Origin of the sequence: Mycobacterium asiaticum, assembly GCF_001673315.1 — a bacterium.
Lineage (GTDB): Bacteria > Actinomycetota > Actinomycetes > Mycobacteriales > Mycobacteriaceae > Mycobacterium > Mycobacterium asiaticum_B.
On record NZ_LZLQ01000088.1, the window covers coordinates 50,133 to 64,027 of the forward strand.

Consider the following 13,895-nt stretch of genomic DNA (forward strand, 5'->3'; position numbering starts at 1 on the left):
CACCGGTGGCGCCGCCGGAATGGTCCGATACCGTTCTGCGGGCAGCGGATCGTCGGCCAGCTCAGCTATTTCCAGGCCACCCGTCCCGCGTAATCGAGCTACTTGCCGCGCGAACGTGCACAGCTGCACAGCGACACGCCGCGGCAAACGGCATTCCGTCCCCGCTCGGGCCAGCATCGGGCACGCCGGGGTTCCGGCGGCCCCGGTTTGTTAAGTTGGCTAAAGATCATCCGGCTATTCGGCGAATGAGGCATGGCATGGCATCCTCCGGTTCCACCCGACACGAGGGAGACTCCTGGGATTTGGCATCAAGTGTCGGGGTGACCGCAACCATGGTCGCCGCCGCCCGCGCGATGGCAACCCGCGCCGACAACCCGCTCGTCGAAGACCGGTTCGCCGAGCCGCTGGTGCGGGCTGTGGGCCTGGATGTACTCACCCGCCTGGCGGCCGGGGAAATCACTGCTGCCGACCTCGACGACGACCCGGAGCGTCCGTTCAATGCGGTAACCACCGCCGCCGACAACATGGCGGTCCGTACCAAATTCTTTGACGAATTCTTTCTGGATGCGGCGCGGGCCGGTATCACGCAGGCCGTCATCTTGGCCTCGCGATTGGATTCGCGCGCCTACCGGCTGGCGTGGCCGGCGGGGACCGTGGTCTACGAAATCGACCAACCGCAAGTCACCGAGTTCAAGTCGCGCACCCTGGCCGAACTGGGTGCTCAACCCACTGCGGACTTGCGCACGGTATCGGTCGATCTGCGTGACGACTGGCCCGCCGCCTTGCGCGCTGCCGGATTCGACGCGGCGCAGCCGACTGCGTGGAGCGCCGAGGGCTTGCTCGGCTACCTACCGCCGGACGCTCAGGACCGTCTGCTGGACACCGTCACCAAGCTCAGCGCCCTGGGAAGCCGGTTCGCCACCGAAAGCATGAACAAGGTCGACGGCGACGACCAGGACCGGTTGGAGGAGCGCATGCGGGACGTCTCTGAGCGTTGGCACGCGCACGGTCTCGATCTGAACATGACCGAACTCGTATATTTCGGCGACCGCAACGAGGTCGCCGCGTACCTGACCGACCGTGGCTGGCTGATGACGAGCATCCCGCTTCCGGAATTGCGTGTGCTTCATGGACTTTCCCCCGAGGTCGAGGACGACGTACCGGCGGTGGAAATGCTCTACATCAGTGGGACCCTGTACAAGACACACTGAGTAAAAAGGACGGGTATGGCACGCGCTCACGACGACAACTGGGACCTCGCGTCAAGCGTCGGCGCAACCGCGACCATGGTTGCGGCCGGCCGGGCGCTGGTGACCCAGGCGCCCGACGGTCTGATCGACGATCCATTCGCGGGCCCGCTGGTTCGGGCTGTCGGGGTGGACTTCTTCACCAAGATGATCGACGGTGAACTCGAACTCGAGTCGTTCGAAAATTTCTCGCCGGACCGCATGCAGGCGATGATCAACGGAATGGGTGTGCGCACCAAGTACTTTGATGAGTACTTCGCCAACGCGACCGCCGCTGGGGTCCGGCAGGCAGTGATTCTGGCGTCCGGGCTGGACGCCCGCGCCTACCGGTTGCCCTGGCCGGAGGGAACCGTCGTCTACGAGATCGACCAGCCGCAGGTGATCGAGTTCAAGACTTCCACCCTGGCCGGTATCGGTGCCCAACCGAGCGCCATCCGGCGTACGGTGGCGATCGATCTCCGGGCGGACTGGCCGGCGGCGCTGCAGGCGGCCGGCCTGGATACGACGAGGCCGACGGCATGGCTGGCCGAGGGTCTGCTGATCTACCTCCCCCCGGAAGCCCAGGACCGGCTCTTCGACAACATCACCGCGCTCAGTGCGCCGGGTAGCACTGTCGCAACCGAATTCGTGCCTGGCATCGTGGATTTCGACGCCGACCGGGTGCGCGAGATGTCGGGTTCGTTGCGCGATCATGGCCTCGAGATCGACATGGCGTCGCTGGTGTATTCCGGCGAGCGCAACCACGTACTCGACTATCTTCGCGCCAAGGGTTGGGAGGTCGAGGGGGTGACCCGAACCGAACTGTTCAAGCAGCACGGGTTGTTGGTTCCTGCCCCGGCTGACGACGACCCGCTGGGCGAGATCATCTTCATCAGCGGTGCGTTGAGCCGCCGTCAGTAGCGCGACTGCCCCAGCCACAACACATGGGCACCGCTGACCGCCTGCTCGGCCTGGTCGATGATTCCGAGCACGGAGCGGACGAGCAACGCCCCGACCGCGTCGGGCAGCGAGGCGGCGGCCGGTTGCGAGGACGTCCGTCGCACCATGTCCAGCAGTGACGAGCCCGGATAGTTGAGCACCCGCACCTCGGCGTCCGGGTCCAGTCCGGCCAGCACCTTGGCACGGCGAACCGCGGTCCGCAGGCCACCGAGTTCGTCTACCAGACCACGTTCCAGCGCATCGGCGCCGGTCCAAACCCGGCCCCGGGCAACGACTTCCACCTCATCGGTGGTCAGGTTGCGGCCGTCTGCGACCCGCTGCACGAAGTCGGTGTAGAACAGATCCGCCTCCGCCTCACGGTGAGCCTGTTGCTGCGGTGTGAACGGCGCATCGATGGACCAGGCATCGGCATTTGCGTTGGTGCGCACCGTGTCTGAGCTGACGCCGAGGCGGTCCTTGAGATCCCGAACCACCAGCTTGCCGGTGATGACGCCGATCGAACCGGTGATGGTGCCCGGATTCGCCACGATCGCGTCGGCGCCCATCGAGACGTAATAGCCACCGGACGCGGCGACCGAACCCATCGACGCCACCACCGGCTTGCCGCGTTCACGGGCCCGGAGGACTTCCCGCCAAATGGTTTCCGACGCGGTCACTGAACCGCCGGGACTATCCACCCGCAGCACGATTGCCGCCACCGACTCCTGAGCCGCCACCTCGCGCAGCGCCGCCGCGATGGTGTCACCGCCGGCATTGGACGGCCCGATCGGCAAGCCCTGCGGGCCGCCACGCCCATTGACGATCGCGCCCTGCAGGGTGATCACGGCGACCGTCGGCTTGGTTCGGCGCCCAGGAACCGACGGCACCGCCGGGGTCAGCCGCGACCGGGCAGCACCGGCGTAGCGGGCCAAGTACATTCGTGGCGGCTTGTCCTCGTCATCTTCGGAGTCCGAGGCACTGGCGCCCACCAACTCCGCCATCCGCGCGTAGGCCTCATCGCGGAATCCGATCCGGTCGACCAGCCCGGAAGCCACCGCGTCGTCACGCAACAGCGGAGCGCGGTCGGCCAGGCTGTCCAGCGCGCCGGCATCGAGGTTGCGGGATTGGGCAACCGCCTGCCATACCTGCGCCTGGAGGCTGTCCAGCATCCGAGTGACCGCCTCGCGATGTGCCTCGGTGAAACCATCCTCGGTGAAAAGATTTGCCGCCGACTTGTATTCGCCCTTAGCGATGAATTGAGCTTCGATGCCGGCTTTGTCCAGGGCGTCGCGCAGAAACATCGCGTGGCTGGCGAAGCCGATCAGGCCGACATCACCGGAAGGTTGCATCCAGACCTCGCGGAACGCCGACGCCAGGTAGTAGGACAGGGTGCCCGGATAGGTTTCTGCCCAAGCTAGGGACGGCTTGACCGCACTGAACGTCGCGATGGCATCGCGTAACTCCTGAACCGTCCCGATGGGCGACGGCGGCAACTGCACCCGAGCGATGAGTCCGGCGACCCGCGGGTCCTCGGCGGCACGGTGGATAGCCGTGACCGCGTCGCGCAGCGCCAGTTGCCGGCCACCGCCGGTGATGAGCGTCAGCGGGTCGAAGCCTGTCGTCTCCGGCGGTGCGCTACGGAGGTTCAGCTCCAGCACACAACCATTGGGTACGCCGTGGTGTCGGGCGGTGTCGACCCGGTCGACGAAGGCGCGCACATCGTCGAAACCGGGCAGCGTCGGCAGTAAAGCGAACATGTTTGCCACCCTACCGATCGCCCTGATACCGCGAGCAGCCGCAAAAGCGAACCTGACCAGTACCGTGGCTGGCGTGAGGTACTCGATCGCCATCCCCCAGTTCGACTCGGACGGCTTTGACGCCGACGGGCTGCGTTCCTATCTGGCCCGGGCCGAGGAACTCGGTTTCGAGGGTGGCTGGGTACTCGAGCAGATCATTGGTGACGCGCCGCTGCTGGCGCCGCTGGAGTTGCTGGCCTACGCGGCTGCGTGCACCACGCGGTTGCGCCTGGGCGTTGGCGTCCTGGTGACGTCGCTGCACGATCCGCTGCAGTTGGCCTCGGCCGTGACGGCCGTCGACCGGCTCAGCCACGGTCGGCTCGACGTCGGTGTAGCCCCTGGCGGCGGCCGGCGCCGGTTCGCGGCCTTCGGCGTCGACAAGGACACCTACATCAGCTACTTCACCGAGGGCTTGCAGTTGATGAAGGCGGCCTGGTCGGACCAACCGCGGGTGACGTTCCACGGCCGGTTCCGTGACGTCGACGACTTACCCATCCAGCCCAAGCCGGTGCAGCGACCACATCCACCGATCTGGTTCGGCGGAGTGGCGCCCAAGGCGCTGGCCAGGGCGGTGCGGCACGGGGATGCGTTCTTGGGTGCCGGGTCGTCGTCGACGTCCGACTTTGCCACCGCGGTGCAGGGGGTGCGCCGCGAACTGGCCGTGCAGGACAAAGACCCGACCCGCTTCACCATCGGGAAACGGGTCTACCTGATGATCGACGACGATGCCGATCGCGCCCACGAACGCGTGCGTGCCGGGCTGCGCCGCATTTACGGCAAGATGGCCGGCATCGACGCCGTTCCGGTCGCAGGAACTCCGGCCGACGTCGTGCGTGGCCTTCGCGAAGTCATGTACGCCGGCGCGCAGATGCTGCTGTTCAATCCCGTCGGGGAAACGCTCACGCAGGACCGGGAGCAGATGGAACGTCTTGCCGCGGAGGTCATTCCGCGGTTGAGCTAGCTTGCGCCAGCGCAGTTACAGTTCGGTCGCCGAGCCGCCGGCCGCGGTGATCTTCTCGCGCGCGCTGCCGCTGAACTTGTGCGCCGACAGCTGAACCGCGACGGTCAGCTTTCCGTCGCCGAGGACCTTCACCAACGTGTTCTTGCGAACCGCGCCCTTGGCCACCAACTCGTCGACACCAACCGAACCGCCCTCGGGGAACAGGCGGTTGATGTCACCGACGTTGACCACCTGGTACTCGGTGCGGAACCGGTTGCGGAATCCCTTGAGCTTGGGCAACCGCATGTGCAGCGGCATCTGCCCACCCTCGAAGGTGGCGGGAACGTTCTTGCGGGCCTTCGTTCCCTTGGTGCCGCGGCCCGCGGACTTGCCCTTGGAACCCTCACCGCGGCCGACTCGGGTGCGCGCGGTCTTCGACCCGGGCGCAGGCCGCAGGTCGTGCAGCTTGATGGTCACTTCTACTTACCTCCGGTATTCGCGGGTTCCACCTCGACGAGATGGCGCACCACGGCAATCAGCCCGCGGGTCTGCGCGTCGTCGTCGCGGATCACCGAGTGGCGAATCTTGCGCAAGCCCAGCGTCCGCAGGCTCTCGCGTTGCTTCCAGCGTGTCCCGATGGTGCTCCGCACCTGGGTGATTTTCAGTTGGCTCATGGCTGTGCATTTGCCTCTCTTGCCACCGCGGCCCTGGCCAGTGCGTCACTTTCGCGACGGGCCTTCAGCATCCCGGCCGGGGCGACATCCTCGATGGGCAGACCGCGGCGGGCGGCCACCTCCTCGGGACGCTGCAACATCTTGAGGGCGGTGACGGTCGCGTGCACCACGTTGATCGCATTGTCGCTACCCAGCGACTTGGCCAGAATGTCATGCACGCCAGCACATTCCAGCACCGCGCGGGCTGCACCACCGGCGATCACACCGGTACCCGGGCTGGCCGGGCGCAATAGCACGACACCGGCAGCGGCCTCACCCTGCACCGGGTGCGTGATGGTTCCGCCGATCAGCGGCACCCGGAAGAAACCCTTGCGGGCCTCCTCGACGCCCTTGGCGATCGCGGCCGGAACTTCCTTGGCCTTGCCGTAACCGACGCCGACCATGCCGTGGCCGTCACCCACGATGACCAGAGCGGTGAAGCTGAACCGCCGACCACCCTTGACCACCTTGGAGACGCGGTTGATCGCAACGACCCGCTCCAGATAGTTGCCTTTGTCGCCGTCGCGGTCACGGTCGCGGCCACCACGGCCACCGCCATCGCGGCGGCCCCGCCCGTCGCGCGAGTCGCGGCCGTCGCGACTGTCCGGGCCCCGGCTATCTGTCGGACCGCCAGCGGGTTGTTCCGCCATTATGCGAACCTTCCGTTCATCAGGCTGATGCTGATCATTAGAAACTCAATCCGTTCTCGCGCGCGGCATCAGCCAACGCCGCGATCCGTCCACCGTAGGTGTAGCCGCCGCGGTCGAATACCACCGAGTCGACGCCGGCTGCCTTGGCCCGCTCGGCGATCAACTGGCCGACCCGCACGCTACGGGCTTTCTTGTCCCCATCCACACCGCGGACGTCGGCTTCGATCGACGAGGCCGCTGCCACGGTGGTGCCGGTGAGGTCGTTCACCAACTGCACGTGGATGTGCCGTGACGACCGGTTGACCACCAAGCGGGGACGTTCGGCGGTGCCGGACACCTTTTTACGCAACCGTGCGTGCCTGCGCAGCCGCGAGACCCGTCGCGTTGCGGAAATTGTTTGCGCCATCGCTACTTACCTGTCTTTCCGACCTTGCGGCGGATCTGCTCACCCTCGTACCGCACGCCCTTGCCCTTATACGGGTCGGGACGGCGCAGGCGACGGATGTTCGCCGAGATCTGGCCGACCTTCTGCTTGTCGATGCCGGACACCGTGAACTTGGTGGGTGCCTGGACCGCGAAGGTGATGCCTTCGGGGGCTTCGATTACCACCGGGTGGCTGTAGCCGAGCGCGAACTCCAGGTTGGAACCCTTGAGCTGCACACGGTAACCGACACCGTAGATTTCCATCTTGGTCGTGTAACCCTCGGTCACGCCCGTCACCAGATTGGCCACCAAGGTCCGCGACAACCCGTGCAGCGAGCGATTGTGCCGCTCGTCGTTGGGACGCGTAACCACAATTGCGCCATCGTCGTTGCGCGACACGGAGATCGGCTCGGCGACCGTCAACGCGAGGGTGCCCTTGGGCCCCTTCACCGAGACGTTCTGGCCTTCGATCGTTACGTCGACTCCGGTGGGAACCGGAACCGGCTGCTTACCAATGCGCGACATATCTAATTCCTCTCACCAGACATAAGCGAGGACTTCGCCGCCCACGCCTTGTCTCGCTGCCTGACGGTCGGTGAGCAGACCTGACGACGTCGAAATGATCGCAACGCCAAGGCCGCCGAGCACGCGCGGCAGGTTGGTGGACTTTGCGTACACACGCAGACCGGGCTTGGACACCCGCTTCAAGCCGGCGATGCTGCGCTCCCGGCTGGGTCCGTACTTCAGCTGGACGATCAGCGACTTACCCACCCGGGCATCCTCGGTGTGGAAGTCGGTGATGTAACCCTCGTTCTTCAGGATCTGGGCGATGTTGGCCTTGATCTTGGAGTGCGGCAAGGTCACTTCGTCGTGGTAGGCCGAGTTGGCGTTGCGCAGACGGGTCAAGAAGTCTGCGATTGGATCCGTCATAGTCATCGAGCGCTGCTCCTCTTCATCGCTACGCTCTGCATCGTCGTCATCGCGGTCATGGTTAGTCCTTGTGTCCCGTCACCAACTGCTCTTCTGAACGCCAGGCAGTTCACCCGCGTGCGCCATCTCGCGCAGGCAGATCCTGCACAGCCCGAATTTGCGGAACACCGCGCGCGGACGACCGCACTTGCTGCAGCGCGTGTAGCCGCGCACCGCGAACTTCGGCTTGCGTGCGGCCTTGTTGACCAATGCCTTCTTCGCCATCTGCTCAGTTCTCCTTGAAGGGAAAGCCGAGGGCCCGCAACAGCGCCCGTCCCTCGTCGTCGTTCGTCGCCGAGGTGACGACGTTGATGTCCATGCCGCGGACCCGGTCGATCTTGTCGACGTCGATCTCGTGGAACACCGACTGTTCGGCGAGACCGAAGGTGTAGTTGCCGACACCGTCGAACTGCTTGGGCGACAACCCGCGGAAGTCTCTGATGCGGGGCAGCGCGATCGAGGTGAGCCGGTCCAGGAACTCCCACATCCGGTCGCCACGCAGCGTCACCCGTGCCCCGATCGGCATTCCCTCGCGCAACTTGAACTGCGCGATGGACTTTCGCGCCTTGCGAATCTCGGGACGTTGCCCGGTGATCAGCGCCAAGTCGTTGACGGCACCGTTGATCAACTTCGCGTCACGCGCGGCTTCGCCGACACCCATGTTGACCACGACCTTGGTCACCGTCGGGATCTGCATGACGTTGGCGTAGTTGAACTGCTTGTGCAACGCGTCGCGGATCTCGCTGCGGTAGCGCTCTTTCAAGCGCGGCTGCGTCTTCATGTCAGCCTCTGCTGTGGTCATGTCAGATGTCCTTGCCGTTGCGCTTCGAGATACGGACCCGCTTGCCGGTCTCCTCGTCTACGCGGTAGCCGATGCGGGTGGGCGTGCCGTCCGAATCAACAACCATCACGTTGGAGACGTGGATCGGCGCTTCCTGGGTGACGATGCCACCCGAGCGGGCGCCGCGCTGGTTGGTCGATACGGCGGTGTGCTTCTTGATCCGGTTGACGCCTTCGACCAGCACCCGATTGCGATCCGGGTAAGCCTGAATGACCTTGCCCTTGGCGCCCTTGTCTTTGCCGGCGATGACGAGCACGGTGTCGCCTTTGTGGACCTTCATCTACAACACCTCCGGGGCCAGCGAGATGATCTTCATGAACTTCTTCTCCCGCAACTCGCGGCCGACCGGGCCGAAGATGCGCGTTCCGCGCGGGTCGTTGTCGGGCTTGATGATCACTGCGGCGTTCTCGTCGAACTTGATGTAGCTACCGTCGGGCCGCCGGCGTTCCTTGACGGTGCGCACCACAACAGCCTTGACGACGTCTCCCCGCTTGACGTTGCCGCCCGGGATGGCGTCCTTGACCGTGGCCACGATGACATCACCGATCCCGGCGTAGCGCCGCGATGAACCACCGAGCACCCGGATGCACAAGATCTCCTTGGCGCCGGTGTTGTCGGCGACCTTGAGCCGCGATTCCTGCTGAATCACTAGATCTCCTGACCTGGTTGACGTGTGCGCGGCAAGAGAACAGGCGGTATGGGCCCAACGCGGGCACAACCGACAGCAGCACAAGCCTTGCGCGGTCTTGACAAGCATTCGTTCCCGAAGGGCACGCGGGGCCGGACGTTTGCACGAACCAGCCGAGGTCTGCCCAAGGCAACCCCTAGAGTCTAGGGGACGAGCAGCTCAGCGCCAAATTGGCGGACGACCGACACCGTTTCTGAGGGTCAGTCCGACTGTTTTCGATAGGCCAGGATGAACAGCGTCATCGCGACGATCAGGGCCAGCAGCACCCACAGCGTTACGGCCTGATCCACCCAGGAACCTTCTGGTGGCTTGCCCGGGAAGATATTTCGCAGCGGGACGACCGCGAACAGCATGGCGGCGAACCACGACACGAACGGCGGCATGAACTTCTTTTTGCCCAACACCATTGGGATTGAGACCCACAACGCCAACGCCGGCAGCGAGATAAGCACCAGCACAATGCCCAGGTCGAAGATCAACGTGCTTTTCGACCGGTGCAGCGTGATGATCACGTCGTCCGGACGGGGGTCGGTCTGGGTCGACTCGCCGACTCGCCGGACGCTGACGTCCCAGCCTCCGACCTCACCGATCACCTCGACGCGTGCGTCCTCCTTGACGCGGTTCGGTCCAGTGCCTGAATACACTTCGGCTTGGATGGTTCCGGTCGTATACGAGTCAAACGGCCAGTTGGCGGGATCGCCTTCGGCGTCAAGATACGTGCTCTGTTGCGCGGGTGACTTACCCACCGGATATTGCAGATCACCCAAATCATTCTCGGGATAGAGACGCACGGTGAGATCCTGGGTCAGCGTGTGAAACTCCTTGTCGACCTTCGACTGTTCGGGACTGACGAGAACACTCACCTTCAGACGGTTGTTGACCGTGTCGAGTTCCTCCACCTTCACCTGCACGACAGTGTCTTCGACAGTGCCTAGGTCCGCCGGGGGCAGCGGTTCGGCCGAAGTGGCCAATAAGTGGACGCCGACCAACGAGATCACATACACGGCCACCACGGCCAGGATCACGCCGAGATCGACCAGCAGGCGCCTTCCCCGCCTCTCCGGCCGGGGTTGTCCCGGTTGCGGCGTGCTTTGCGGCGGCGCGCTTTGCGGCGGTGCGGGCGGCGGGGCCTGATGACTCATCGGACACGGCCTTTCGGTGGAAGCGCGGGGGTTTGCTGGCGAAAGGCTATTGAAACGCATAGCTATTGCGGCCGCAATGCGCCGCGGCGTTCGCGGGCAGATTTATCCGGCGCGAGTTGAATCCAGCACGCAGCGGAATCCGATATGGGTGGTAGCAGTGTCCTGGGATTGCGGCGAGCGTGCCGCGGGCCGGTAGCGATGACAGTATTCCGGCGCGCACAGGTGCGAGCCGCCCTTGAGGGTCTGGCTGATCGACGGGTCGGCCGGCTTGGCCGGAGCACAGCACGACTTCGGCGGCTGGTCGATTCGGTGGTGGGCACTGAACTCCGTCGTGGTCCATTCCCAGACGTTGCCGATCATGTCGGACAGGCCGAAGCCGTTGGGCGGAAACGTCCCCACCGGCGAGGTACCGATCCAGCCCAGGGCGCCATCGTTGCGGTAGGGGAACCGCCCCTGCCAGGTATTTGCCATCAGCCGTCCGTCGGGCTTTTCATCGTCGCCCCACGCGTACCGGTCCGCTACCCCGGCGCGGGCGGCGTACTCCCATTCCGCTTCGGTCGGCAGCCGCCGCCCCACCCATCGCGCATAGGCTGCCGCGTCGGAATACGCCACTTGCACGACCGGGTGATCGGCCCGGTCGCAGATGTCACTGTCCGGACCGAACGGGTGGCGCCAGCTCGCGCCCGGCGCCCAGTCCCACCAGCGCCGCCAGTCGCGCAGGTCGACCGGCCCCTGGGTCGGGCGGAACACCATGGCACCGGGACTTAGGTCAGCAGGATTGGCCCCTGGATACAGGGCAGGGTCGAGGGCCTGCTCGGCCACCGTGACATAACTTGTCGCATCGACGAATTCGGCGAACTGCGCATTGGTCACCGGGTGGCGTTCGATTGCGAAAGCTGCCACCGTCGCGGTATGGATCGGCGCCTCTTCGGGATAGAAGCTGGTCGACCCCATGCGGAACGATCCCCCAGGCAGCTCCACCAGCTCGGTCGACACCGTTTCAGGGTATGTCGACCGCCGACTCCCCGCTGTGGGACTAGCAGCCGGCCGTGCCGGATCGCGATCAGCCGCGGTCGGCCGCGCCACGGGCCGGCCGGTCAGTCGCGCGAAAAGGCAAGCGCGAGATCCTTTTCCACGTCTTCGTAGGGCCGACCCGAAAGGTCCATCGCAACTTGGGCGATGGTGCCGCCGGTGAACTCGAATGGCGCCACGTATCGGCTGGATACTCCCGAACCGCCGTTGCGCCCAACCGTGATCCCGGCACCGGCCAACCCGAACGTTCCGGGATGGGTGATGACCTCGGGAAGCATCCCGACCGGGTGCTCGTCGAAGTACAAGGTGACGATGCCTACCGGGGTGTGGCTGTCCGGGACGGTCCCGGTGCGTTCGTAGCGAACGCCGAGCAGATGGTGGCCCAGGGGGACCGGGCCGTTGGACTGCACCAGCTGCTGGCGTTCACCGAGGAAGTTGTACACGTACTGCAGGCGCCCGTCCTGGATGAACAGCACGTGCCCGCCATGTGCGCCGCCCTGCTTGAACAACACCCCCTCGGCGCCGGTGGTGTCCAGGGTGACCTCGGCTACCACCGCAAACGACCGCCCGCGAATCTCGGCAGCAGCGCCGATCCCGACGTCGGCACAGTCGGGGTAGTAGAGGTAGCTGTCCCGCTCGCCCACCAGATAGGGCCGCGAGCGCGACAGCGTCTCGAAGATGTTCAGGTCGGCCAGCGGCAGTCCGTTGTACTTGGCTGCCTCGGAAAACCACAACTCTTTGAGTTCCTCGAGCTTGTCCGGATGCTCAGAAGCCAGGTCATGGCACTGGCTGCGGTCACTCTCGATGTGGAACAACTCCCACCGGTCCTGGTCGAAGTGCGACCAGCCCGCGGGCGTGGCCGCATGCACAGTGTTGGCGAACCATCCCTGGTGCCAGATCCCACGGGTACCCAGCATGGTGTAGAACTGCGTGGCCTTTCCGGTGTCGGCGGACGGATCTTCAAGCGCCGCTTTGAAACTCACACCGTCCAAGGGTTTCTGCACAATGCCTTTGACGGTGTCCGGCGGGGTCATGCCGAGCAGGTCGTAGACGGTCGGGGTGATGTCGCTGACGTTGACGTAGTTGTCCCGAACCTCACCGTGCGCGGCAATTCCGTTGGGCCAGGAGATGATCGCGGAGTCGGCGATACCGCCCTCGTGAGATGCGTAGCGCTTGAACAATTTATAGGGGGTGTTGAAGGCCATCGCCCACCCGATTGGGTAGTGGTTGTAGGTTTGCGGCCCGCCTAGGTGGTCGAACAGTCGCATGCTCTCTTCGACGGTGTCGATGTAGCCGTTGAAGAATTTGCCTTCGTTGACCGACCCGTTCGGGCCGCCCTCGCCGCTGGCACCGTTGTCGGAGATGACCACAATGATGGTGTTGTCCAGCTGGCCGGATTCCTCCAGATAATCCAGGATGCGACCGATCTGGGCATCGGTGTAGCTCAGGAAGCCGGCGAACACCTCGGCCATCCGGCTGAACAACCGCTTCTCTTCGTCACTGAGTCCGTCCCACGGCCGCACCGTGTCCTGCAGCGGCCACGGCTCCCCCTGTGGCCCCTTGACGTCGAGGTAAGGGTTGACCGGAGACAATTCGGTGTCCGGGGGAACGATCCCCATCGCCTTTTGCTTCTCCAGGGTGATCTCGCGGTACTTCTCATAGCCCATGTCGAAAACACCGTCGTACTTGTCGGCCCATTCGGAGAACACGTGATGCGGAGCGTGGCCGGCCCCGGGGCAGACGTAGCTGAACCACGGCTTGTCCGGCGCGATCACCTTGGCATCGCGGATGAACTGAATTGTTCTGTCCGCCAGGTCTTTCGACAGATGATAATCGTCCTCGGGGGTACCCGGCGGGTTTACCGGGTGATTGTCGTACATCAGGTCGGGATACCACTGGTCGGTCTCACCGCCCATGAAACCGTAGAAGCGTTCAAAGCCCCGCGAGGTAGGCCAATGCCGTTTGGTCGCAGCCATACTCGACTCTTCGAGCGGGGTCAGATGCCACTTACCGACGCAGTAGGTGTTGTAGCCGTGTTCGTTCAGCACTTCCGAGAGCAGAGCGGTATCGGCCGGGATACGGCCGTTGCAGTTGGGGAACCCGTCGGTGAACTCTTCGATGGTCGCCATGCCGACTGTGGTCGCGTTGCGGCCGGTCAGCAACGACGCCCGCGTCGGCGAGCACAACGCCGTGGTGTGGAACTGCGTCAGCCGCACCCCGCGTTCGGCGATCCTGCTCATCGCGGGCATCTCGACCAGACCACCGAAGCAGTCCCACGTCGCGATGCCGGTGTCATCCCACACCAGATAGAGAACGTTCGGCGCATTCGCCGGTGCGGTGGGCGCCGCATAAGGACCCCAATCCGGCTTCGAATCACGGATGTCTAGCTCGATCTCGCCCCGAAACTGACCCGATTCTTCCGACCCCGACTGCCCCGTCATATGCCGCCAGCCTCACCTAGAAATGGACGATCCGATTGTCCGTGCACATTACCCGCGCCGGATAGTAATCAGCTGAGATTTGGCGGTGGCGCCGG

General features: G+C 64.8%; 17 protein-coding genes. 3 read left to right on the top strand and 14 right to left on the bottom strand.

Annotated features, from left to right (window positions below):
• Positions 1-257 precede the first annotated feature (257 nt).
• Both A5636_RS13450 and A5636_RS13455 read left to right on the top strand, forming a co-directional pair.
• Positions 258-1,211, top strand: a complete 954-nt coding sequence (locus tag A5636_RS13450) for an SAM-dependent methyltransferase (RefSeq protein WP_065159133.1) — start codon at positions 258-260, stop codon at positions 1,209-1,211.
• Positions 1,212-1,226: 15 nt separating this feature from the next.
• A complete protein-coding gene (locus A5636_RS13455) occupies positions 1,227-2,147 on the top strand; it encodes a class I SAM-dependent methyltransferase (RefSeq protein WP_065159134.1) in 921 nt (306 codons plus the stop codon).
• Here A5636_RS13455 and sppA read toward each other — a convergent pair.
• Positions 2,141-3,922 carry a signal peptide peptidase SppA gene (sppA, locus tag A5636_RS13460; RefSeq protein WP_065159135.1) on the bottom strand — a complete coding sequence of 594 codons (1,782 nt, stop codon included), beginning with the start codon at positions 3,920-3,922 and terminating at the stop codon, positions 2,141-2,143. The genes A5636_RS13455 and sppA overlap by 7 nt on opposite strands.
• A 73-nt stretch (positions 3,923-3,995) precedes the next feature.
• Here sppA and A5636_RS13465 point away from each other — a divergent pair, with 73 nt between their 5' ends.
• Positions 3,996-4,922 (top strand): LLM class flavin-dependent oxidoreductase, encoded by a 927-nt coding sequence (locus A5636_RS13465; RefSeq protein ID WP_065159182.1) that lies wholly within the window; start codon positions 3,996-3,998, stop codon positions 4,920-4,922.
• A gap of 15 nt (positions 4,923-4,937) precedes the next feature.
• Here the strand turns inward: A5636_RS13465 and rplO are convergent, their stop codons facing one another.
• The 13 genes from rplO to A5636_RS13530 form a co-directional block, all read right to left on the bottom strand.
• Positions 4,938-5,378, bottom strand: a complete 441-nt coding sequence (rplO, locus tag A5636_RS13470; RefSeq protein ID WP_065159136.1) for a 50S ribosomal protein L15 — start codon at positions 5,376-5,378, stop codon at positions 4,938-4,940.
• Between the two features lie 2 nt (positions 5,379-5,380).
• The gene (gene rpmD / locus A5636_RS13475) at positions 5,381-5,575 is read right to left on the bottom strand and encodes a 50S ribosomal protein L30 (protein ID WP_065159137.1); all 195 of its coding nucleotides are present in this window, start codon (positions 5,573-5,575) and stop codon (positions 5,381-5,383) included.
• On the bottom strand, positions 5,572-6,264 hold the full coding sequence (rpsE, locus tag A5636_RS13480) for a 30S ribosomal protein S5 (RefSeq protein WP_065159138.1): 693 nt from the start codon (positions 6,262-6,264) through the stop codon (positions 5,572-5,574). The genes rpmD and rpsE overlap by 4 nt, the downstream gene beginning before the upstream one ends.
• A 37-nt stretch (positions 6,265-6,301) precedes the next feature.
• Positions 6,302-6,670 carry a 50S ribosomal protein L18 gene (gene rplR / locus A5636_RS13485; RefSeq protein ID WP_065159139.1) on the bottom strand — a complete coding sequence of 123 codons (369 nt, stop codon included), beginning with the start codon at positions 6,668-6,670 and terminating at the stop codon, positions 6,302-6,304.
• A 2-nt stretch (positions 6,671-6,672) separates the two neighbouring features.
• The gene (gene rplF / locus A5636_RS13490) at positions 6,673-7,212 is read right to left on the bottom strand and encodes a 50S ribosomal protein L6 (protein WP_065159140.1); all 540 of its coding nucleotides are present in this window, start codon (positions 7,210-7,212) and stop codon (positions 6,673-6,675) included.
• A 12-nt stretch (positions 7,213-7,224) separates the two neighbouring features.
• A complete protein-coding gene (rpsH, locus tag A5636_RS13495; protein WP_065159141.1) occupies positions 7,225-7,623 on the bottom strand; it encodes a 30S ribosomal protein S8 in 399 nt (132 codons plus the stop codon).
• Positions 7,624-7,695: 72 nt separating this feature from the next.
• Complete coding sequence (locus A5636_RS13500; protein WP_011739072.1) at positions 7,696-7,881, bottom strand: type Z 30S ribosomal protein S14; 186 nt, start codon at positions 7,879-7,881, stop codon at positions 7,696-7,698.
• Between the two features lie 4 nt (positions 7,882-7,885).
• A complete protein-coding gene (rplE, locus tag A5636_RS13505) occupies positions 7,886-8,458 on the bottom strand; it encodes a 50S ribosomal protein L5 (protein ID WP_065159142.1) in 573 nt (190 codons plus the stop codon).
• Between the two features lies 1 nt (position 8,459).
• Positions 8,460-8,777 (bottom strand): 50S ribosomal protein L24, encoded by a 318-nt coding sequence (gene rplX, locus A5636_RS13510; RefSeq protein WP_065159143.1) that lies wholly within the window; start codon positions 8,775-8,777, stop codon positions 8,460-8,462.
• Complete coding sequence (gene rplN / locus A5636_RS13515) at positions 8,778-9,146, bottom strand: 50S ribosomal protein L14 (RefSeq protein ID WP_036352708.1); 369 nt, start codon at positions 9,144-9,146, stop codon at positions 8,778-8,780.
• A 239-nt stretch (positions 9,147-9,385) separates the two neighbouring features.
• Complete coding sequence (locus tag A5636_RS13520) at positions 9,386-10,327, bottom strand: DUF4436 domain-containing protein (RefSeq protein WP_065159144.1); 942 nt, start codon at positions 10,325-10,327, stop codon at positions 9,386-9,388.
• Positions 10,328-10,429: 102 nt separating this feature from the next.
• Positions 10,430-11,323: a formylglycine-generating enzyme family protein gene (locus A5636_RS13525; protein ID WP_065159145.1), complete on the bottom strand. Its 894-nt coding sequence runs from the start codon at positions 11,321-11,323 to the stop codon at positions 10,430-10,432.
• 101 nt (positions 11,324-11,424) lie between these two features.
• Positions 11,425-13,800: an arylsulfatase gene (locus A5636_RS13530; RefSeq protein ID WP_065159146.1), complete on the bottom strand. Its 2,376-nt coding sequence runs from the start codon at positions 13,798-13,800 to the stop codon at positions 11,425-11,427.
• Between the last annotated feature and the right edge of the window lie 95 nt (positions 13,801-13,895).

Bases quoted from the DNA above. Each gene is read 5' to 3' on its own strand.
- A5636_RS13450 (WP_065159133.1), top strand. From the start codon at position 258: ATGGCATCCTCCGGTTCCACCCGACACGAGGGAGACTCCTGGGATTTG.
- A5636_RS13455 (WP_065159134.1), top strand. From the start codon at position 1,227: ATGGCACGCGCTCACGACGACAACTGGGACCTCGCGTCAAGCGTCGGC.
- sppA (WP_065159135.1), bottom strand. From the start codon at position 3,922: ATGTTCGCTTTACTGCCGACGCTGCCCGGTTTCGACGATGTGCGCGCC.
- rpmD (WP_065159137.1), bottom strand. From the start codon at position 5,575: ATGAGCCAACTGAAAATCACCCAGGTGCGGAGCACCATCGGGACACGC.
- rpsE (WP_065159138.1), bottom strand. From the start codon at position 6,264: ATGGCGGAACAACCCGCTGGCGGTCCGACAGATAGCCGGGGCCCGGAC.
- rplR (WP_065159139.1), bottom strand. From the start codon at position 6,670: ATGGCGCAAACAATTTCCGCAACGCGACGGGTCTCGCGGCTGCGCAGG.
- rplF (WP_065159140.1), bottom strand. From the start codon at position 7,212: ATGTCGCGCATTGGTAAGCAGCCGGTTCCGGTTCCCACCGGAGTCGAC.
- rpsH (WP_065159141.1), bottom strand. From the start codon at position 7,623: ATGACTATGACGGATCCAATCGCAGACTTCTTGACCCGTCTGCGCAAC.
- A5636_RS13500 (WP_011739072.1), bottom strand. From the start codon at position 7,881: ATGGCGAAGAAGGCATTGGTCAACAAGGCCGCACGCAAGCCGAAGTTC.
- rplE (WP_065159142.1), bottom strand. From the start codon at position 8,458: ATGACCACAGCAGAGGCTGACATGAAGACGCAGCCGCGCTTGAAAGAG.
- rplX (WP_065159143.1), bottom strand. From the start codon at position 8,777: ATGAAGGTCCACAAAGGCGACACCGTGCTCGTCATCGCCGGCAAAGAC.
- A5636_RS13520 (WP_065159144.1), bottom strand. From the start codon at position 10,327: ATGAGTCATCAGGCCCCGCCGCCCGCACCGCCGCAAAGCGCGCCGCCG.
- A5636_RS13530 (WP_065159146.1), bottom strand. From the start codon at position 13,800: ATGACGGGGCAGTCGGGGTCGGAAGAATCGGGTCAGTTTCGGGGCGAG.